The 20,823-nt window shown below is 32.4% G+C and carries 15 protein-coding genes, 1 tRNA gene and 2 pseudogenes; 12 read left to right on the forward strand and 6 right to left on the reverse strand.

Annotated elements, in window-relative coordinates; all coding sequences use genetic code 11:
* Positions 1 to 324 precede the first annotated feature (324 nt).
* The 6 genes and pseudogenes from AAGD39_RS03330 (at position 325) to AAGD39_RS03355 (ending at position 7,300) form a co-directional block, all read left to right on the forward strand.
* Complete coding sequence (locus AAGD39_RS03330) at positions 325 to 474, forward strand: hypothetical protein (RefSeq protein WP_341757176.1); 150 nt, start codon at positions 325 to 327, stop codon at positions 472 to 474.
* 293 nt (positions 475 to 767) lie between these two features.
* Positions 768 to 992: pseudogene (locus AAGD39_RS03335) on the forward strand (IS110 family transposase); the annotation flags it as partial.
* A 49-nt stretch (positions 993 to 1,041) separates the two neighbouring features.
* Positions 1,042 to 1,542 (forward strand): methylated-DNA--[protein]-cysteine S-methyltransferase, encoded by a 501-nt coding sequence (locus AAGD39_RS03340; protein ID WP_341757177.1) that lies wholly within the window; start codon positions 1,042 to 1,044, stop codon positions 1,540 to 1,542.
* A gap of 252 nt (positions 1,543 to 1,794) precedes the next feature.
* Complete coding sequence (locus AAGD39_RS03345) at positions 1,795 to 4,056, forward strand: tetratricopeptide repeat protein (protein ID WP_341757178.1); 2,262 nt, start codon at positions 1,795 to 1,797, stop codon at positions 4,054 to 4,056.
* Positions 4,057 to 4,102: 46 nt separating this feature from the next.
* Positions 4,103 to 6,571 (forward strand): annotated as a pseudogene (locus AAGD39_RS03350) (UvrD-helicase domain-containing protein); the annotation flags it as partial.
* 435 nt (positions 6,572 to 7,006) lie between these two features.
* The gene (locus AAGD39_RS03355; protein WP_341757218.1) at positions 7,007 to 7,300 is read left to right on the forward strand and encodes a PD-(D/E)XK nuclease family protein; all 294 of its coding nucleotides are present in this window, start codon (positions 7,007 to 7,009) and stop codon (positions 7,298 to 7,300) included.
* A gap of 378 nt (positions 7,301 to 7,678) precedes the next feature.
* On the opposite strand, the gene AAGD39_RS03360 is transcribed toward AAGD39_RS03355, so the two are convergent.
* From AAGD39_RS03360 to AAGD39_RS03375, 4 genes are all read right to left on the reverse strand, one after another.
* Positions 7,679 to 8,593, reverse strand: coding sequence for an Rpn family recombination-promoting nuclease/putative transposase (locus AAGD39_RS03360; protein WP_341757179.1), 915 nt, complete (start codon positions 8,591 to 8,593; stop codon positions 7,679 to 7,681).
* Positions 8,594 to 8,645: 52 nt separating this feature from the next.
* Positions 8,646 to 8,774, reverse strand: a complete 129-nt coding sequence (locus AAGD39_RS03365) for a hypothetical protein (RefSeq protein ID WP_341756455.1) — start codon at positions 8,772 to 8,774, stop codon at positions 8,646 to 8,648.
* A complete protein-coding gene (locus tag AAGD39_RS03370; RefSeq protein WP_341757180.1) occupies positions 8,771 to 8,962 on the reverse strand; it encodes a hypothetical protein in 192 nt (63 codons plus the stop codon). Before AAGD39_RS03370 ends, AAGD39_RS03365 begins: the two co-directional genes overlap by 4 nt.
* A 62-nt stretch (positions 8,963 to 9,024) precedes the next feature.
* Positions 9,025 to 10,515, reverse strand: coding sequence for a carboxypeptidase M32 (locus tag AAGD39_RS03375; RefSeq protein WP_341757181.1), 1,491 nt, complete (start codon positions 10,513 to 10,515; stop codon positions 9,025 to 9,027).
* 107 nt (positions 10,516 to 10,622) lie between these two features.
* Between AAGD39_RS03375 and metG the strand changes: the two genes are divergently transcribed.
* The 3 genes from metG (at position 10,623) to AAGD39_RS03390 (ending at position 13,312) form a co-directional block, all read left to right on the forward strand.
* On the forward strand, positions 10,623 to 12,146 hold the full coding sequence (gene metG / locus AAGD39_RS03380) for a methionine--tRNA ligase (RefSeq protein ID WP_341757182.1): 1,524 nt from the start codon (positions 10,623 to 10,625) through the stop codon (positions 12,144 to 12,146).
* 489 nt (positions 12,147 to 12,635) lie between these two features.
* Positions 12,636 to 12,710, forward strand: a tRNA-Gly gene (locus AAGD39_RS03385).
* Between the two features lie 74 nt (positions 12,711 to 12,784).
* Positions 12,785 to 13,312 (forward strand): c-type cytochrome, encoded by a 528-nt coding sequence (locus AAGD39_RS03390; protein ID WP_341757219.1) that lies wholly within the window; start codon positions 12,785 to 12,787, stop codon positions 13,310 to 13,312.
* A 403-nt stretch (positions 13,313 to 13,715) separates the two neighbouring features.
* Here the strand turns inward: AAGD39_RS03390 and obgE are convergent, their stop codons facing one another.
* Entirely contained in the window at positions 13,716 to 14,711 is a 996-nt protein-coding gene (gene obgE / locus AAGD39_RS03395; protein ID WP_341757183.1) for a GTPase ObgE, read from the reverse strand.
* 234 nt (positions 14,712 to 14,945) lie between these two features.
* Between obgE and AAGD39_RS03400 the strand changes: the two genes are divergently transcribed.
* Positions 14,946 to 15,587, forward strand: coding sequence for an exopolysaccharide biosynthesis protein (locus tag AAGD39_RS03400; RefSeq protein ID WP_341757184.1), 642 nt, complete (start codon positions 14,946 to 14,948; stop codon positions 15,585 to 15,587).
* Between the two features lie 13 nt (positions 15,588 to 15,600).
* The gene (locus AAGD39_RS03405) at positions 15,601 to 16,329 is read left to right on the forward strand and encodes a phosphoribosylaminoimidazolesuccinocarboxamide synthase (RefSeq protein WP_341757185.1); all 729 of its coding nucleotides are present in this window, start codon (positions 15,601 to 15,603) and stop codon (positions 16,327 to 16,329) included.
* A 7-nt stretch (positions 16,330 to 16,336) separates the two neighbouring features.
* Here AAGD39_RS03405 and ppdK read toward each other — a convergent pair whose 3' ends face one another.
* Entirely contained in the window at positions 16,337 to 18,991 is a 2,655-nt protein-coding gene (gene ppdK, locus AAGD39_RS03410; protein WP_341757186.1) for a pyruvate, phosphate dikinase, read from the reverse strand.
* 653 nt (positions 18,992 to 19,644) lie between these two features.
* Between ppdK and AAGD39_RS03415 the strand changes: the two genes are divergently transcribed.
* On the forward strand, positions 19,645 to 20,595 hold the full coding sequence (locus AAGD39_RS03415; RefSeq protein WP_341756716.1) for a transposase: 951 nt from the start codon (positions 19,645 to 19,647) through the stop codon (positions 20,593 to 20,595).
* Positions 20,596 to 20,823: the final 228 nt, after the last annotated feature.

Below are 20,823 nucleotides of genomic sequence, written 5' to 3' on the forward strand. Positions count from 1 at the left end.
TAAAGCAATGTAGCCCCTGTATATTCTTCTGCTTTGAAGAATTGGCTTCGTAATAAAACTTCAGGATACTCATGTATGAACAATCCTTATCTACGCTCCGTTCGCTCACCCCTTGTTTTACGTTCCAATTCTTTAAATCATTTAAGTATATTAGTTAACCTGAGTTCGATGTAACAAGTTACATCGAACTCAGGTTATATAAGAATAAGATTATTAGCGTAAATCACTTATGTATGGAACTACCCTATATACAGAATGAATAGCAGATGTTATTCTTCTAGATTTAATGTTTAATGTATTAAAACAACAATAGGGAGCTCCAAAATGGAATATAACATAATAGGAATAGATTTAGCAAAAAATATTTTTCATTTGCATGCAGTAGATAAATATGGAAAAAATATTTTTAAGAAAAAATTAACAAGAGAAAAGTTTTTAGATTTTATGGCTAACCAACCAAAATCATTAGCCTGAATATTGCATGAGAAGAGGTTTATGGTATGGTTGTATGAATTTTGAAAATTAAAAATTAGCAAAGTAGAGAAAAGGGGGTAAAAATGCTCTAGCCTGAATAATGCATGATAGATAATAAACCAATTGTTCTAGTCCTTGTCTCATGAGGGATACGGGCTAAAATATATAAAACTCTAAATATACAATTTGTATTTTTGTACAATTCTTCCAAACCCCTTATATTACAAGGGGTTCATAGGTAAATCTTGATACCTTCATGCAATATCCGGGCTAGACAAACGGGACCACCATAATTTGTTAAACCATATGTTAAAAGCAATAAAAATGATTTTAAAGATGCAGAAGCAATATGCGAAGCGGTAGGTCGTCCTACGATGAGATTTATCCCAATAAAGTCGGTAGAGCAACAGGATGTTTTGTCTATTCACCGGGTTCGAGAAAGATTGGTAAAAAATCGTACAGCTTTGGCAAATGAAATTAGGGGTTTATTGCATGAATTTGGTATAACTATACCAAAATTCATCAATCAAATAATCTTTGTTAACAGTGTCTAATAGGTATACATTAATGACCAAAATATATAGATATATAGACTTACCAACTGCTCTAACATCTTCAAATCATTTGAGGATGTTATTGACAGCGAATGACAATTTCTTAACAGGTTTATATTTTGTCGGACAAGAACACATGCCAATTTTAAGCAATGATTATCATGAGCAGCAAATTTCTAGCATATTTGATCAAACTTACCAAGAATTAACAGAATACATAAATGGTTTTAGAAAGGAATTTACCACAGCTTATCGTTTCACGGGGACTAATTTCCAAGAAAAAGTATGGTTCGCTATCTCTACCATACCTTATGGTAGGGTGGTAAGCTATAAGAATATTGCGAATTTAATATTTGCTCCTCAAGCTGTACGTGCAGTAGCAAATGCTGTTGCACGTAACGCTCTGTCAATTATAGTACCATGTCATAGAGTTATAGGTACTGATGGCAAGCTAACTGGCTACGCTGGGGGGCTTGAGATCAAGAAGAAACTTTTAGAACTAGAAGAGGGCTAAGTTTTTTTTAAGTTTTAGAATATAGCTAATCTGAATAGGTTCTTGATATTGTTATAAGTTCCATACATATAAGTTCCATACATGAGTAGTTTTTTAAACTGTCCTGAAATACTACATAGAATTAATAGTTGACAATAGTTAAAGAGTGTAGTTAAATAAATTGAGGTAATATAACTAATTATAGCTATCTTGATTAACATTAGGCCAAATTCACAAACATCACTGTGAAAAACTGTTCACTAGGAGCAAAAAATGAATAAATACTTAATATTATTACTGATATTTATAATGCCCTTTAATTCATTTGCTCAACAACAAATATCTAATGTCGTTACACCAGTTACTTATTTTGTTAATCATGTTAAACAACTAAATCTACTCAAGAACAACTTAATTAAGTATCGGCAAGCGAGTATTATAGGTACCAGTGGTATGGGAAAAACCCAGCTTGCTAGGATGTATGCTTATGAGAATCAAAATGATTGTAAACTTATTTGGTTTATTGACTGTAATTTAGATATTAATCAAGAATTATTAAAACTAGCAAAAGTGATTAATAGTACTGCTAAATCTAATTTAATATCAGAAGATATAAAATTAATACGAAAAGAAGTAATGGACTATTTATCGAATCAAGAAAAATGGTTACTGATATTTGACAATCTGAAGGTAGGTGAAAATAAAAAAGTTCAAGAATTCGTTGATTGGGAACATAACGGGCATATTATATTTTGCTCCCAAGATAGTGAAATATTACCTAACATAGTTAAAATGACTGCATTTGAAAAAGGTGACATCATTACTCTTGCTAACAATATTTTAGAACATAATGATCCAAAATCAGTGGAATTCTTGAGCGAAGAATTTGCTGGTTATCCGATCTTGATAGTACAGGGTGCACAATTATTAAATAATGTACAAGGTTTAGATGGAAAGGGATATAGGGAGAAAATCCAACAATCAACAGACAAAATTAAATTAAATATTACATTAGTAATCAATGAATTAAAGCCAAGTGCAAGAAATTTATTAAATAAAATAGCCTTAATAAATAATCACGGTTTTTCAAAGGAATTGCTAAGTTTTATTACTGACGATCAAAGTACTATAAATGATGATATTTATCAATTATCTAAATTTGCCTTAATATCTAATATTACTCCACAGGAAACTAACCCTATCTTTGAGATGCATGATGTTATTGCTCAGAAAATAGCTGAAATTAATGGTAATAAGAATAATAAAGCTTATTTAGAGGATATCGTTACTAAATTAATCGGATGTGTACCAAAGGCTGTGGTAAAAGCTCAGCTTTTTAGGAAAGCAAAAACTATACATGAGAATCTTGAAATTCTTGCTAGGAATGCTGCAAAATATAATTCAAATATATATAAACTTCTGCAATTGAATGCACAGCTAATAATACAATATATGAATTCTGCCGATTACCTTAATGTAGAGAAATTAATTAATTGGTTCAATGAGAATGATCAAAATGGAACTGATAAGTTTAAATTATGGTCAATGAATAATGATGAAAAATATGCATATGCAGTGTTCCTACAAGCAATAGCATGGAATCATGCTATTAACCGTTCTGATTATATAGTAGCAATAAATTATTGTACAAGAGCAAAAGAAGTATTTGACAATATGAAAGGTTATGAATTTTCTGCGTGGAGTTTATATTATGCTTTAGCAATGTATAATATCTCATTAGGACGGGTTCAAGAAGCGGAAAAAAACATTCAAATTGTAGAACGAAGGTTTAATGAAGGTTTAATGGATAAAAGTGACCTGTCCTATATACATAGTGCGAAAACAGAGTTGTTCTTGCTACAAGGAAAGTATAGCGAATCATTAGAGCAAAATAACAAAACTATAGAAATAGATACTAAAAATGGATTAAGTCTTGACGATCTATTTCTTATAGAGCTTTACGTTCGTAAAGTAGAGATATTAAATTATCTTGAAGAATATCAACAAGCATATACTCAAGTTAAGCAACTATATGATTTGTGTAAATCATCCCAAAAAGATGTTCACGAAATATTAGGTCGTATTTATAGTCAAATGGCAAAAAGTGAGTTAGGACTGGATAAGATAGAGCAAGCCCTAAAACATGTTAACAAGGCTATCTCTATATTTTTATCCGACGAGCGTAGGAATCCCAAAGGAGCAGATTATTCGGAAGATCCAAATTTAGCAGCTAGTTATGTAATACAAGGTGATATTCTATTTGTCCAAGATAATATAAAAGCAGCAATAGAATCCTATAATAAAGCTAATACCATATATTATTACTTGTATAGAAATAATCGTAAGAATGTAGCCCAAGTTAGTTACCTATATACTCAAGGAGCAAAAGCTGCCTGTAAAGTAAAAAACTTATTTAGTTATAAATTTTTTGGCAAACTGCAAGTCAAGGAGTTTGGAATAAAGCACCCTAATACTGTATCTATGTTCGAATATTGTAAACAATATGATATGGATTTGTGGGCGAAAGAAAAATAAATGAGGAGTATATTCTTGCTTTAAATAATAGGACTCCTTTTAAAAAATGAACGAATTACAACAACAAGCATCAAACCCACAATATTCTGTTTGGGTTTCTGCATCAGCTGGCACAGGCAAAACAAAAATCCTAACAGACAGAGTACTCAGATTGCTAATTAATGGGACTCCATTTAACAAAATCTTATGCTTAACTTTCACTAATGCAGCTGCCCTTGAAATGCAGAGCAGAATTAGAAATAAACTTGCTGAGTTTGCTGTAGAGGAAAATACTAAACTGGCTAAAGAGTTAGGTTTATTACTTGCCAGGGAGCCTTTAGAAAGTGAGGTGCAATATACCAAAACTTTATATTACAAACTGCTAAACTCTGAAGAGGGGATTAACATTTATACTATCCATGCTTTTTGTCAAAAGATGCTTAAATTATTTCCTTTTGAAGCAAGTATTAATCCAGAATTTCAGATTCTTGACGAGATTACAGCCCAAGGGGTTGTTAACAAAATAAGAAACCAAATCTATTTAGATCCAACTTATAACGAGCTGATCAGTTTTTTTTTGACAAACTTTCATGAAGTAACCATCAATGATATTTTCTCTGAAATAATTCAGCAAAAGATTAAGTTTAAGAAATTATTTGCTAAGCAAATGGATTACAAGGAACATCAAACTATTAGTTCTTATATTCCTGAACAATTATCAAATATTTATGACAAGGCTCGGCAATTACTTGCAAAATATTCAATAGATATTAATCTAGATCAGGAAATTCAACAATTTTTTTTTACGAAAGAAGGTACTAAGCGTAAAAACATGTTGCCTAAATCTATGGCAACAAACTACCCAAAATTATTGAATGAGCTTGAATATATTCAGGAAGAAATCTTTCAGTTAGAGCAACAAGCTAAAATGCAAGATATGGAGAATTATTCAAATTTATTACGTAATTTGGCAAAGATTTTTCTTGATAAATATGATTCCTATAAAACTGAGTACAGTCTGCTAGATTATGATGATTTAATTTATTTGACACAATTATTATTAACAGATGATAGTACAAAAAGTTGGGTATCATATAAACTTGATGGCGGGATTGAGCATTTACTTGTTGATGAAGCACAAGATACTAGCCCAGAACAATGGACCATTATCACTGCAATTATAGCAGACTTTTATTCTTCCACTAAGCATAAAAAAAGTACTATTTTTGTCGTAGGCGATGAAAAACAGTCAATTTTTAGCTTCCAAGGAGCAAATCTTAGCTCTTTTAATGATGTTAATAAAAAATTATCTGGGGCAAATAAAAATTTCAGAGATATTACTCTTGAATGGTCCTACAGATCTACCGAAAAAATTATCGATATTGTTTATCTAATTTTACAACAAATTAAAAATACTACCCCTCAATTATTTCCCCCTGAAAATCCTAAAATTTTACCATTTCGCCAAACTGATAAAGGTAGAGTTGAAATCTGGCCGCTAGTTAGAGGCGAGAAAGAGACTAAGTTATTTTGGCCCTTACCAGAAGAGCATAATAAATCAAAATCTGCTCAGCAAGTACTTGCGGAACAAATTGCTAATTTTATAAAAAGCCAGATAGCAAGCCAAAAAATTCTACCTGCTACTAATTCGCCAGTGAAAGAATCAGATTTTATGATTCTGGTACGCAAGAGAGATGAATTGGTTTTTGAAGTTATTAACTGTCTTAAGCAACATGGTTTACAAGTAGAAGATGTCGACCGAATCACTTTAGACAAAAGTTTGTCAGTATTAGACTTAATAGCTATAGCAAAATTTGTGCTACTACCTCAAGATGATTTGAATTTGATTAGTCTATTAAAATCACCAATAATCGGTATGAGTGAACAAGAAATACAGTTGATTGCAATTTCTCGAGGGAAGAATTCTATTTGGGCATATCTGAAAACTATAGCGGAATATACAAATATATATAATAAATTATGTTGTTTTTTACAGCTATACAAAGTTAGTAATTGTAGGAATTTCTTCTCATTAATTGTCGATTGTTGGGATGTTAGAAGAACTTTAGTTGAGTCTAATGGGTTTGATAGTAATGACGTAATAAATGAACTGATATATTTAAGTACTAATTATGCCAATAATATAGATAGCTCTCTACAAAGCTTTGTTTATTGGTTTGAAAATAACAAAATTGACATTAAAAGGAATCTAGAATCGTCAAGCAAGATAAAAGTTATGACCGTACATGCTTCTAAAGGTCTACAAGCACCAATTGTTATTCTGTGTGATACTAGTTCAGTACCAACTAATAGCAATAAATTTATTTGGGATCAAGATGGCAAGATGTTCTCTGTCACTCAATCATCTAATAGCCCAGAATTTTTTAAAGCTCTCAAGGAACAGGAACAACAAAAAGATTTACAAGAATATATCAGGCTACTTTATGTGGCAATGACTAGAGCGGAAGATTATTTAGTGATATGTGGTTATCAGGCAAGTGGTAATAAGCTGCCACAAAATTGTTGGTATGAGTTAATTTCTAGAGCAATGAATATGCATGGTAAGCCATATGAGAATGGAATTATAGTTTATGAAACGGTTATTGATAAGGAGTGTCATCAATACGAAAACAAGGATAACATTAAGGAAAGTAGGAATAACACCAGTGATGGGGGTTACCCTTGCGAAAGTAGGGATATAGATTCTTACCTACACGGGGACGACATTAAATGGATACCTAATCTTTCTCTTATTAATAAAATTACCAAGCAAAATTATTCGGTCAATTCTCCTCTTATAGTTAATGATCATTTGGAATATGGTTGGATATTTCATAAAATTCTAGAAGATGCCGTAAAGATTAATGATTTTTCTAGTATGCATACCCACCCGTTTATTGAAAAGTTACCAGTAATTTTACAAGAGAAAATTCATGAAAATATTGATAAGTTACTAAATAATGCAGAATTTATGACACTTATTTCTCAAGAACTAAAAACTGAAGTAACTATAGGAACAAATCTAAATGATGATGCTAAAATAGGAAGGATTGATCTACTTGCCATTGATGCGAAGACAATAACCATTATTGATTACAAATCAGATGCCAACCCACCTAAAAACCGTCAACTAGTTAAGGAATCGTATATTGATCAATTGAATTTTTACCGACATATAGTAGCGAAGCTATATCCTGACAATGAAATCATTTGCAAAATTTTATGGCTAGAGGGTAGCAGTTTTATGACTATTAGACACTGTTAACAAAGCTTATTTAGTTGGTGAATAAAGTCTTTTTTGCTGCAAATTATAAGATTTTTTTGAAATAGGTACACTATTCCAGCAAAAATCTTATTAATTTTTGCTAAAAAATCCATTAATTCATCAATTAAATAAGCTTTGTTAACAGTGTCTAGCTAATCGTATAAGTGTCTAGTTTGTTGTGAACATTTCTTTTTTAATGGGAATAGATTACCATAGCTACATTTTTTATTTTATCGTGAAAGTGTAATTCGGTACGTGTATAAATTTAAGTAAAAAAGTTCTTCCCGACTTCCGCAGTTTTTGATAAGATCAAAGGTTAGAAGAGGCATGGATATAATGGTTACAGATTTTTAGGCACAACATTATTTACTTATCTGCTTATTCTTCTTTCAACTGTTCTATTTCTTCAATAGTTAACCCGGTAAATTCAATGATTTCATCCATTGGCTTTCTTTTATCCAACATTTTCTTTGCCACAACTATAGCATTTTCTTTAATACCTTCAGCTTTGCCTTCAGCTTTACCTCTAGCCTCAGCATCTTCAATCTTCTGCTGTTCTACCGCTAAATTATCAAGACGAGCTTTGGTCATTTGCTCATAGGTGTTAAGCTCTGCCTCTGACCAGCTAGCTTGGTCTACCGCTTCAAAGGCTCTTCTAATAATTTCATCTTTACCTATTAAATGCTCTATTTCTGTTAATGTTAATTTACTATCTCCGGCATGCTTAAAAAAGTACACCCACTTTTCTTCTATAGTCTTCAACTCATCTACAGCTTTGTTGAATTTTGCTAACTCTAAAAATACAAAGTAAAAATCTTTTAAATCATGGGCATAGCTCTCCGTATCTAAAAGACGATGTTCTGATTTCCAATGTTTTTTATCTTCAAACATCACAAAATCTGCTATTGCTAAAAATATTACTCCTTTTAATTTGGCGTATACTGCCAATTTCTTATGCTTCTCATCTTCCTCAACTCTTTGCTGAGAATATGCTTTAGCAGCATAAAATTGAGCTCTTTTTTCAAACCCTGGGTGTTTGCTTACCTGCATCTCCACTATGAATTGATTACCGTGTTGATCTTTACATAACACATCAACAATAGACTTTCTATAAATAGCAATATCAGGGTCTTGGATAGTGGGTAAAAACGTCACCTCAATTATTTTCTCATTTCCTTCACACTTAAGAACATCATTTAAAAAATGCACAAGTATATCTTTGTTCTTTTCCGTACCAAAGATTTTACGAAAACAAAAATCATTTTTAGGATCAAGAAACTTTGATAAAAACATGTAATCCAACCTCTTAATTATTATTAAATGTTATCTTTATTTATCTGGTTCATTAGCCCATTTGAGCTGAACCCTTTATGCTTATTTTACCATCTTCTTTACTAAAAAGCTTGCAATAAATTGATTTTAATGGCTCTTTTGTTAGTAAATTTGGTAGGGATGAGTTAATTGATAGTTTCATTTGCTCCTTACCATTATACCTGTTACATTTGCAGCATTGCGGTTTGTTGTGCCTAATAATCCATAATCCTTCCAACCTCGCTCTTTCTCAAAAATTGCGGAAGTCGGGAGTTCTTCTCCAAGCACCACTGCAAGATCACTTAGTGGTCGTGGCAATCCAAGAAAGTGATTAGAAATGGATTGCTTCATTGCCACCAAAGTATCTCATAGCAATAACGGCGTAATGTTAGTTGGGTTAGCTATAAATACCATTAATATAAATATTTTTGTTTGAGATAGTTTAAAAATATTTCTGATTGAATTTGATCTTCGCCCGTAGCGTCTTTAATTAATTCACCAGTGCTTTTTAAGGACCCATAGTTTCTAAGATTATTATTCAAGAATTGGTTTATACCGTTGAATTCTCCTCTGGTGATTTCCTTTTTCATATTGCGATTAACTTCTTGTGCTTTCTTCATAAGCATTGAAGCAATAATTGCTCCATTAGTATAAGATGGGAAATAACCAAAACTTCCCATTGGCCAATGTATATCTTGTAAGCATCCATTTGTATCTGTTTGTGGAGTAATTCCTAAATATTCTTGCATCTTATTATTCCAATAATATGGCAAATCATCCAAAGTTAGCTCTCCACTAATTAACAACTCTTCCAGTTCAAGCCTAACTATTACATGCATTGGATAAGTAACTTCATCTGCTTCTACTCTAATAAAACTAGGTTTTACTCTAGTCATTAATTTGTAAAGATTATCTCCAGAATATTCTTGTCCTTTAAATCCAAATTCGTCCTTAAGTAGCATTGATAGAAATTCACAAAATTCTCGTGATCTGCCTACTTGCATTTCCATAAATAAAGACTGACTTTCGTGAACAGCCATACCCTTAGCCTTACCTACGGGTTGATTTTTATATTTACTAGGCAAGTTCTGTTCATATAAAGCATGACCGGTTTCATGCATAATTCCCATAATCCCTGAAATAAAATTACGCTCATCATATCTATTAGTTAATCTAATATCATTAGGAGTGCCTTGACAAAATGGATGAGCCGATTCATCTAATCTACCTTTAGTGCAATCAAACTCCATTATTGTCATAAGCCTTTTGGCAATTAGTTTTTGCTGTTCTTTACTGATAGCATCAACTATAGGTAAAACATGTTCTTTGCTTTGTTTTTCTACTATCTGAGCAATTAATCCAGGTATGGTTTTTTTGATATTATTAAAAGTTATTTTAATTTCATCTAGCTTACGGTCAGGGTCATATGTGTCAAGCAAAGCATCATATACTGTGCAATTTAGTACTTTAGCTTTAGATTTGGCCATTTCTTGTACGCAATCTAATACTGTTTGTAGGTAAGGTTTAAGCGATAGGTAATCATTATTTTTTCTAGCATTCCGCCAAATTAACTCACATTTTGCACTAGCAATAAGATATTTTTTCCTTAAATCATCATCTATACAGTTAGATTCTACAATCCGTCTTTTTGTTTCTTGTAAATTTGCTAACTGCCAAATATCTAGTATATTTAGGTTTTCAGAAACCGCTGCTACTAATTCTCCGAGTTTTGGTGATGTTAATCTAGAATGTACCATGGAAGATAGTAGTGATATTTCGTTTGTTCTACTATCAATCGATCCTTGTGGAATGTTTACTGCAATATCCCAATAAAGTATACTAATCACGTTATTAATTTGAGAAATTTGCTCTAATTCTTGCTCTAACAATGTATAATGTTTCATATAATTATTCCCTACTGAATAAGTTATTTTAACTATTTTTATAGTATACTAGTTTAGCAAAATAACTATAATAAATATACTATATTTGTTTCCAACAATTGACCATTATGAAAAACACATATTATATTACTACTCCGATTTATTATGTCAATGATATACCTCACATAGGACATGCTTATACAAGTGTTGCATCCGATGTGATAGCAAGATTTATGCGTTTATCAGGTAAAGATGTAATGTTTCTAACGGGTACTGATGAACATGGTCAAAAGGTAGAAAAATCTGCTATTGCCAAAAATGTTGAACCGCAAATATTTACTGATACAGTATCTGAAACTTTTCGTACGTTAATGCATTCAATGAATATCTCTAATGATGATTTTATTAGAACTACAGAAGCTAGACATAAACAGGCGGTAAGTAGTTTGTGGCAAAAATTGCTTGATAATGGTGATATTTACCTAGATAGCTATAAAGGTTGGTATTCTATGCGTGATGAGACATTTTATAATGAATCAGAATTAACAGCAGACGGATTAGCTCCGACTCAGGCTCCGGTTGAATGGCTTGAAGAACCAAGTTACTTTTTTGCCTTATCAAAATGGCAAGATAAATTGTTAGATTTTTACGATGCCAATCCTGATTTTATCAGGCCAAATACTAGGCGTAACGAAGTTATTAGCTTTGTTAAGTCAGGGCTGCATGATTTATCTATATCACGCTCTAGTTTTAAGTGGGGGATTAAAGTACCAAACGACGAAAAACATGTAATATATGTATGGCTTGATGCGTTAACAAACTATATTTCAGCTTTAGGATATCCAAATGATACAAGCCAATATAATAAATTTTGGCCAGCTGATGTGCATGTGGTTGGTAAAGATATATTACGCTTTCATGCAGTATACTGGCCAGCATTTCTGATGGCAGCGGGATTGCCTCTGCCAAAATGTATTATGGCACATGGTTGGTGGACTAATGAGGGGCAAAAAATATCGAAATCTATAGGAAATGTCATTGATCCGCTGCAATTAATAAAAGAATTTGGTTTAGATCCAGTTAGATATTATTTGATGAGAGAGATAATATTTGGTTCAGATGGAAGTTATTCTCGAAGTGGTTTGATTAATAGAACCAACAGTGAGCTGTCTAATAAAATTGGTAATTTGTTACAAAGAACTCTAGCCTTTGTGTATAAGAATAATGATGCAAAAATTCCGGTAATTATCCAGGAATCTATCAATAGCATTTATGAATCATTTTTAATTAAAACATCACAACAAATTATATCAGAAAATTTAATATTTATGGATAGATTTGATATTAACTCGGTGTTAGAAAATATTATTACTTTAACTGAAGAAGCAAATATTTACATAGACCGAGAAGCTCCTTGGCAGTTAAAGAAAACTGATCCTATAAAGATGGGCAAGGTGTTGTATACGCTACTTGAAACACTAAGATATATTGCCGTAATGTTACAGCCATTTACCCCTGATTCAGCTAGTAAAATGCTTGATCAGCTTGGTGTGCCAGAAAGTCAGAGGATGTTTAAGCATTTAACCAAGGAGTTTAATTTAACTCCAGGCAGTAATATTAGTCAGCCAGAAGCTATATTTCCAAGATTCTAGGTATAGCTCTGACCGACTAACATTACTTCGTCTATTAGCAAAGAGTGTGTAAAGCCGCATACCCTATTTTTTATTTTGTAGTAAAAGTGTAATTCGACATAATGTACTAATTTAAGGAAAAAAAATGCTCTCTAACTGTCGCGAGAAGTCACTTTAGGCGGCGAAGCAATCCAAAAGACCAGAAGTGGATTGCTTTGTCGTGCTTATGTACTCTTGCAATGACGAGAAGTTATCTAAAACCTTAACGAATTAGCTATATGAACCTAATATGTTAACTGCTATAATTAAAGTATCTACGGTTTTGATATCCCCCCTACGAAAGTAGGTATCTGGAATAATATTTAAAATTAAATCTCTTTTGATGTTATTTCTTCTTGATCTTTTTATAGTATATCCTATATTTATGATTTGTTTTTGTACAAGCGAGTCTTTTACCTCAATTTGGGATAAGAACAATTGTTTTTATCCACAATTTTTAGTGTTTTAAAAGCGGGTGTAGCTCAGGGGTAGAGCGCTACCTTGCCAAGGTCGAAGTCGAGGGTTCGAATCCCTTCACCCGCTCCAGTACAAAAATTGTTCTAATTAGTAATACATATTCTCTCTACGGAGATGACATTATAAACATGTCTGGAATAGGGATGGCTGGAATAGAGTTAAATAAAATTGTTGCTTCTATTTTATTAGCAAGTTTAATTGCAATGATGGTAGGGTTTGTAACAAATATTCTGTATAAACCAGCTTTACATCCTGAGCCTCGAGGCTACAAAGTAGAAGTAACAGACGATTCTCCTAATAACCATGATGCCAAAGTAGTTGCAGAAGCACCAGTGAATATAGAAGAATTGATGAAAACTGCTAATGCTGAGGTGGGAAGGGAAATAGCGAAAAAATGTTTGATGTGTCATTCGTTTGATAAAAGTAAAGCTAATAAGGTTGGGCCACACCTATGGAATATCGTTGGGACGGAAAAAGCTAAAGCAGAGGATTATAAATATTCAAGTGCTCTATCTAGCAAAGGGGGAATATGGGATGAAGAAAGTTTATTTCATTTCTTGCATAAACCTAGCCAATATATACCTGGTACAAAAATGTCCTTTGCTGGTTTAAATAAACCTCAAGATATAGCTAATGTTATAATGTTTTTAAAGACATTTGTGCATGACTAAACACTGTTAACAAAGCTTATTTGATTGGTGAATAAAGTCTTTTTTGCTGTAAATTATAAGATTTTTTTGAAATAGGTATACTATTTCGGCAAAAATCTTATTAATTTTCGCTACAAAATCCATTAATTCATCAATCAAATAAGCTTTGTTAACAGTGTCTAGACTCCCCAAGGCGATTTAAAAGTCGCAACTAATGGTATAAAATACTAGGTTATAGAAACGAATAACCGTTAGCGAGCCACGAAGTGGCGTGGCAATCTAAATGAACAGCTTGTTGTTTTATTTTTACCGCTACAACTTTTGGATTGCCATGTCACAGCGAATAGACTCCTCACAATGACGCCAGTTTACTATGACTAAATGCTAATCGGGTTAGCTATATATACGAGCAACATGATTAGTTTTACAATCTTGTGCTTTTTATTTTTGCAAGAGCTTTTTTTATTATTCTATTCAATCCAGTTCTTGTATAGGCAGAAACTGCAAAAATTTCTTCACTGGTAATTTTTTGTAATTCAGTAATTTTGTTTTGAATTTCTTCCTCTAACAAAACATCGCATTTGTTTAAACAGATTATTTCTGTCTTATTTTTTAGTGAACTTGAATATGATTCAAGTTCATTTCTAATAGTCTTATAATCAGCAAGCAAATTATCACTTGTTGCTGATATCAAATGAATCAATAAATTACACCTCTCAATATGTTTTAGAAACTTATCGCCGAGTCCATGTCCCAGATGGGCTCCTTCTATTAAACCTGGGATATCAGCTATGACAAATTCTTCATCATCTATATAAACTACACCAAGATTTGGGCTTAGTGTGGTAAATGGATAATCAGCAATTTTAGGTTTTGCGGATGTTGTTGCTGCAAGAAAAGTAGACTTCCCTGCATTAGGTAAACCTATAAGCCCAACATCTGAAAGTAGTTTGAGTTGTAAATTTACCCACATCTCTTCTCCCACGATACCTTCAGTTCTACGTCGTGGAGCTTGATTGATTGATGATTTAAAATGGCTATTACCCAGTCCTCCTTTCCCCCCTTTGATTATTTCAAAAATTTGTTCATCTGAAGTAAAATCATATAGTAGAACATCATTATGTTCTGAAAATATTTGTGTTCCAACTGGTACTTGTAAGAGTAAAGCTGGTTTAGATTTACCAGTTCGGTTTGAACCTTTGCCATTTTCACCATTTTCTGCTTTAAAATGTAGTTTATACCTAAAATTTACTAAAGTATTAAGATGAGAATTGCTCTTAAAAATAATGCTACCACCACGACCGCCATCACCGCCGTCAGGACCCCCCATATCAATATACTTTTCTCGATGGAAACTAACCGCTCCATCACCACCATTACCCGCTTTTAAATATATTTTAGCTTCATCGATAAAATTCATAATTTATTATTATAAGTTATTAAGAGTTGAGTATACAGTTCCACAGCAACCTAGCAGAAGCCTATTATAGAAAATATTCTTTGCTAAATCCATTACAATTGTGTTACATTCCGCTATAGCTTTTCAGAATTTAGGAAAATCATTGATTGGATTATTCCATTATTAATTATTTCCTAATAATTTAAAATTATAGTATAATTATTATAGTATAACTTACAAAAAATTTAAGTGGATATGTTTAATATTACTGCAAAAAATAAACAACTAGATAGAGCTAAAGTATCTAGTGTTTTTTGCAAACTAGGACAAAAAGAAAAAAAAGAAAAGACTAGAATCAGTGAGTTGTTAACTGACTTTCATGAAAATGGTCTTCTATTAACAATGCTTTTCTTTGCCATACCAATTGCAATTCCTCTACCGTATCCTCCGGGTTTTACTACTATAGTAGGGATACCCTTGATTATTTTATCTATGCAGATGTTGCTTGGCTTTAGGCAAGTTTCTTTACCATCGAAAATTAATAACTATCAAATTAGCAATGATGTACTTATCAATATAAGTAACAAGATTGTACCAAAAATTAAATTGGTGGAAAAATATATACGACCAAGATTTAGTTTTGCATCTTCTATATATTGCGAACAATTTATTGGTTTAATATCGCTGATTTGTGCTATTGCCATATCAATACCTTTACCTCTAACAAATGCTGTACCTGCTTTTGGTATCACTATAATGACAGTAGGTCTTTTAAATCGAGATGGATTAACTATATTTCTTGGGTTTATAGTCTCTATAGTTGGTCTTATTATAGCTGTTATAGCAATTACTGCCAGCTGGATTAGCATAAAGTGTTTATTTAATCTATTTTTCTGACGTTATTCTTCCAATGAAACAAAAATTATATCAAGGATCAAGTAAAGCTCTTTATCAGTCACAAGAAGATTTTGCGTTTATTATGTCCTTTACTGACAAAATTACTTTAGAAAACGGTGAGATTTTTGATATTTCGGGTAAAGGGGTACTGAATAATAATATTTCATCCTTTATAATGAGTAAGCTTGATATGGTCGGGATAGAGAACCACTTAATTGAAAAAATGAATATGCGTGAACAATTAATACAATCTGTGGATATTTTCCCCATTCAAGTATCGGTTTCTACAGTAGCATGTGGCAGGTTTGTAAAAGAATTCTCCATGGAGGAAGGGTATGTATTTGATCACCCAGTTATCGATTTTAGAGTTAGAAGTAGAGAATTAAAGAACCCTATAATTAATGAGCATCAAATACTGAATTTTGGTTGGTTAAATAAGCAAGAAATTGATGAAGTGAAACATCAAACCATTAGAATACATGATTTTTTAAGTGGATTATTTGCAGGTATTGGTATAAGACTTGTTGAATGCAAGCTAGAATTTGGTAGAGTGTTTAATGGTGAAGACTTTATGGTAATGTTGGCAGATGAAATCAGCCCTGATAATTGCCGTTTATGGAATATGAGTAATAATGAGAAACTGGGAGCAGAAATGATTGCCACTGATCCTGAAAGAGCTATTAAATCTTATCAGGCAATAGCTGATTTATTAAGAGATAGAACTTATACTCAAATTATTTGAAGAATTGTTAGCTATAACCATCCGCTTTTATTGTCGCCTGAGCGGCAGCAACCCTTGCTATAGGGATGCGGTATGGTGAACATGATACATAATGCAAACCAACTTTATGAAAAAACTCTATAGAGTAGGGATTGCCTGCATGCTCCCCACATGCACCAAGTTTTAATGTAGGATTGTTTTTTAATCCACGTTTTATAGCAATTTCTATTAACTCCCCGACCCCTTCCTCATCCAATTTACTAAAAGGATCAAATGCAAAGATTTTTTTTTCTAAATAATCCGGGAAAAATGATGCTACATCATCTCGGGAAATACCATAAGTTGTTTGCGTTAAATCATTGGTACCAAAGCTAAAATAATCTACCTCCTCAGCAATTTCTCCAGCTTTTAAAGCAGCTCTTGGTAGTTCGATCATAGTACCAAGAGTGAAATCAAACTTGCATTTGTTAATATCTTCCATGTGAGCAATAACATCTTGTATATGGGTCTTTAATATTTTTAGTTCATTAACATCACTAATTAAAGGAATCATTAACTCCAAAATAGTATTTATATTTTCGTCAACTTGTAATTCTCTGATAGCGGTAAGAATCGCCGTTATTTGCATTTGATAAATTTCAGGATAAGAAATACCGAGGCGACATCCTCTATGTCCAAGCATCGGATTCACTTCATATAGTGCGTGCAAACGTTGTTCAACAACAGCTAATGGTAGATTCATCACATTTGCTAAGTTTCTTTTATCGTCCTCTGTTGTTGGTAGAAATTCATGTAGAGGTGGATCAAGCAATCTAATATTTATAGCTTTACCCTGTATAATTTTAAATAATGCTTTAAAATCTTGAATTTGCAAGGGTAATAATTTACTTATCGCCTGTTTCCTTCTCTCTATATCGGGAGCAATGATCATTTCTCGTACTAACGGAATTTTATCATGATCAAAAAACATATGTTCTGTTCTACATAACCCTATCCCATTTGCTCCAAATTTTATGGAAACACCCGCATCTAAAACAGTTTCCGCATTAGCCCTAACTTGTAGAGTAGCAAACTCATCTGCCCAATCTAGAATTGTTTGAAACTCCTTAGTAAAAGTAGGCTGAATCAATGGCACTTCTCCCAAGAAAATTTTTCCCGTTCCACCATCTATAGTTATTAAGTCACCATAATTGATGATAGTGTTACCTATTTTAAATAGCTGTTTTTTTTCATCTATTACCACATCATTTGCCCCACAAACACATGGTTTTCCTAGCCCTCTAGCAACTACCGCAGCATGTGAAGTCATCCCACCTCTGGCTGTCAGAATACCAGATGAAACATACATACCACTTATATCTTCAGGACTAGTATCATGGCGTACCAAAATTACTTTATGATGATGCGACATTTTCTCGGCATCATAAGGAGAAAAAACTACCATACCAGTAGCGGCCCCTGGAGATGCTGGCAACCCTTTAGAGATATGGTTTAAACTATTACTATAATCAATAGCCGTATGCAAAAGCTGAGTTAACGATTCCGGATCTATACGCATTATTGCTTGTTGTTTAGAAATCAGCCCTTCTTGTACCATATCAGTGGCAATTTTAATGCTGGCTAAAGCTGTTCTTTTAGCACTGCGTGTTTGTAAAATATACAAAGCACCGTTTTGTACGGTGAATTCAATATCTTGCACATCCAAATAATGCAACTCTAACTTCTTGCATATTCCTTGTAATTGCTCAAATATTTGGGGCATAACCATTTGCATTGAGGAATCTATATCATGCTCATTTGACATAATAGGGCTTGGGGTTCTTGTCCCTGATACAACATCCTCACCTTGAGCATTTACTAGATACTCACCAAAAAGCTTGTTTTCACCGGTTGCAGGACAACGCGAAAATACTACGCCTGTAGCAGAATTACTTCCTTGATTACCAAAAACCATTGACTGTATATTAATCGCTGTACCCCAATCATCGGGTATATTATGTAACTTTCTATAAGTTACCGCTCTATCACCTGCCCAAGATTTTAATACAGCTTTTATTGATTGTTCTAGTTGTCTATATGGGTCAGAAAATGATTGATCACAATGATTAGAAATTATCTTTTTAAATTCTTCAACTATGACTCTTAAGAAATCTCCTGTAATTTCTTTTTCTTGATAGAAATTACATTTGACCTTATGCATTTCAAATGCATTTTTAAATAAACCATTTGAAATTGATAATGCCATTGATCCATACATTTCTAAGAATCGCCGATAGCTGTCAAGAGCAAAAATTTCATTTCCAGTAATATTTGACAGTGCATCGCAAACTTGATCATTATATCCAAGATTAAGTATAGTATCCATCATACCAGGCATAGAAGCTCTTGAACCTGAACGGACAGATAATAATAATGGATTCTTATGATCCCCAAAGACCTTACCTGTAGAATTCTCCAAATTTTTAATAGCTATCACTAAATCATTATTAAAATTCTCAGGCAAACTGTAATTATTTTTGTAGAAATAATTACAAAGTTCCGTAGTAATAGTAAAACCATCTGGAATAGGTAAATTTAAGTTAGACATCTCGGCAAGACCAGCTCCTTTACTGCCAAGTACGTCTTTCATTTGGGCATTACCATCCCCACCTTTAGTACCAAAATAATAGATCCATTTGTTCATAAATACCAAAATAATTTATACGAATATAGTTTTCAGATCAGATTGCTGTGAGCTTTAATTCATACCCTACATTTTTTATTCTATCGTAAAAATAGCAAAAAATTATAAGGATATTATGCTGTACAAGCGTCATTGCGAGGAATCACTAGGCGACGACACAATTGTAATTTGTCATTCCCGCATACCTGCTTTTGCAGGTATGACACAAAATAGGATTGCTTCGCAGTGCTTATGCACTCCTCGCAATGACGGTTAGAGAATTTACTCAATCTACAACTGTAGTATATAATAAGAGCGTGATCTCTTACTGTTAAGTTTACAACATTTTTTATTTTACATTATTTAAGAAAGACTTTAGGAATTCTTAAGCCTTTTGAGTTACCAATTTTGATAATTTCTGCATGCATTTTTTGTTACCGATAAGACTCAAAATATTTTAATATACTGTAATTACTTTGTATGTCCATGTCAAGTAACTAGACACTTATATCTTTAAATTATGATATAAGTAATTGTAAGAGGGTGACTTGATAGACACTGGACTGAAATAGTCGTAAACAGAATAAGTACCCTCTTACAAAGTTTGCTTTGAACAAATTGCAGAAGGTGCTGGAAACAGCAGCCTTGCACAATAAGATGAAGGAGATTATATCATGAGTAAAATAATAGGTCTAGATGTAAGTAAAAAATGGTTAGATATATGTTTATATGAGTCTAACAATAAACCGATATATAATCGTTTTTCCAACGATAAGTTAGGGCATGAAGAACTGATAAAATTAACAAAAGAACAAGAAATTAAGCTAATAGTATGTGAACCTACTGGAGGTTATGAAGCGGATATTTGCCAAAAATTGTATAATAATAAACAACAGGTACATAAAGTCAATACATATAGCTTTAATTCATTTAGTAAATCGGTGAATTTGTGTAAAACTGATAAGAAGGACGCATTTAAATTAGCATATTATGGCGATAAGATGCAGCTTTCAGCTAATTATTTATATCAAGTTGAATCCGATACTTTGAAGAGATATCAGCAAAGGCGAGAAGATTTAGTATTAATGCTTAGCAATGAAAAGAAGAGGCTACATCATAGTATTGATGGTATTGATAAAAAGAGTATAGAAAAGCTCATTAAATTTTTACAGAATGAAATAGCTGAGCTTGATAAAAAATTAAGTGAAGTAATAGATGAGTCAGAAGAGTTGAAAGAGAAGGTAAAAATATTAGAGAGTGTGCCTGGTATTGGTAAATGCGTAGCTAAAAAACTAATTAGTTTTTTACCTGAATTAGGGAATAAAAATTATAGTAGTAATGAATTGTCAGCAATTGTAGGGATAGCTCCTTATGCCCGTGATAGTGGTAATAAGCAAGGACGAAGATTTATTAGAGGTGGCAGAAAAATACCACGATATGCTTTATATATGGCGGTATTGGCTGGTAAAAACGGTGTCAAAAATGGTTTTCAATATTTGAAAGCTTTATATGATAGGCTTGTTAACAATTTTAAACCTAAAAAGGTTGCTATAGTTGCATGCATGCGTAAACTACTTGAAGTATGCCATAAACTTATTCAACAAAAACGTTGTTTTGTTATTTAGATAAATATTTTTATTTTTTTGAAAATTTAGATAAAAGATAATTGCTGTTAACAAAGCTTATTTAATTGATGAATTAATGGATTTTTTTAGCGAAAATTAATAAGATTTTTGCTGGAATAGTGTACCTATTTCAAAAAAATCTTATAATTTAGATATATTATTGGTGCGCCACGAAGTGTAAATAAGCTAGCTGTTGCAAGAGCAGCCATAGAAGTGTTGACCTAGCAC

This window comes from Candidatus Tisiphia endosymbiont of Nemotelus nigrinus (genome assembly GCF_964026475.1).
Classification (GTDB): Bacteria; Pseudomonadota; Alphaproteobacteria; order Rickettsiales; family Rickettsiaceae; genus Tisiphia.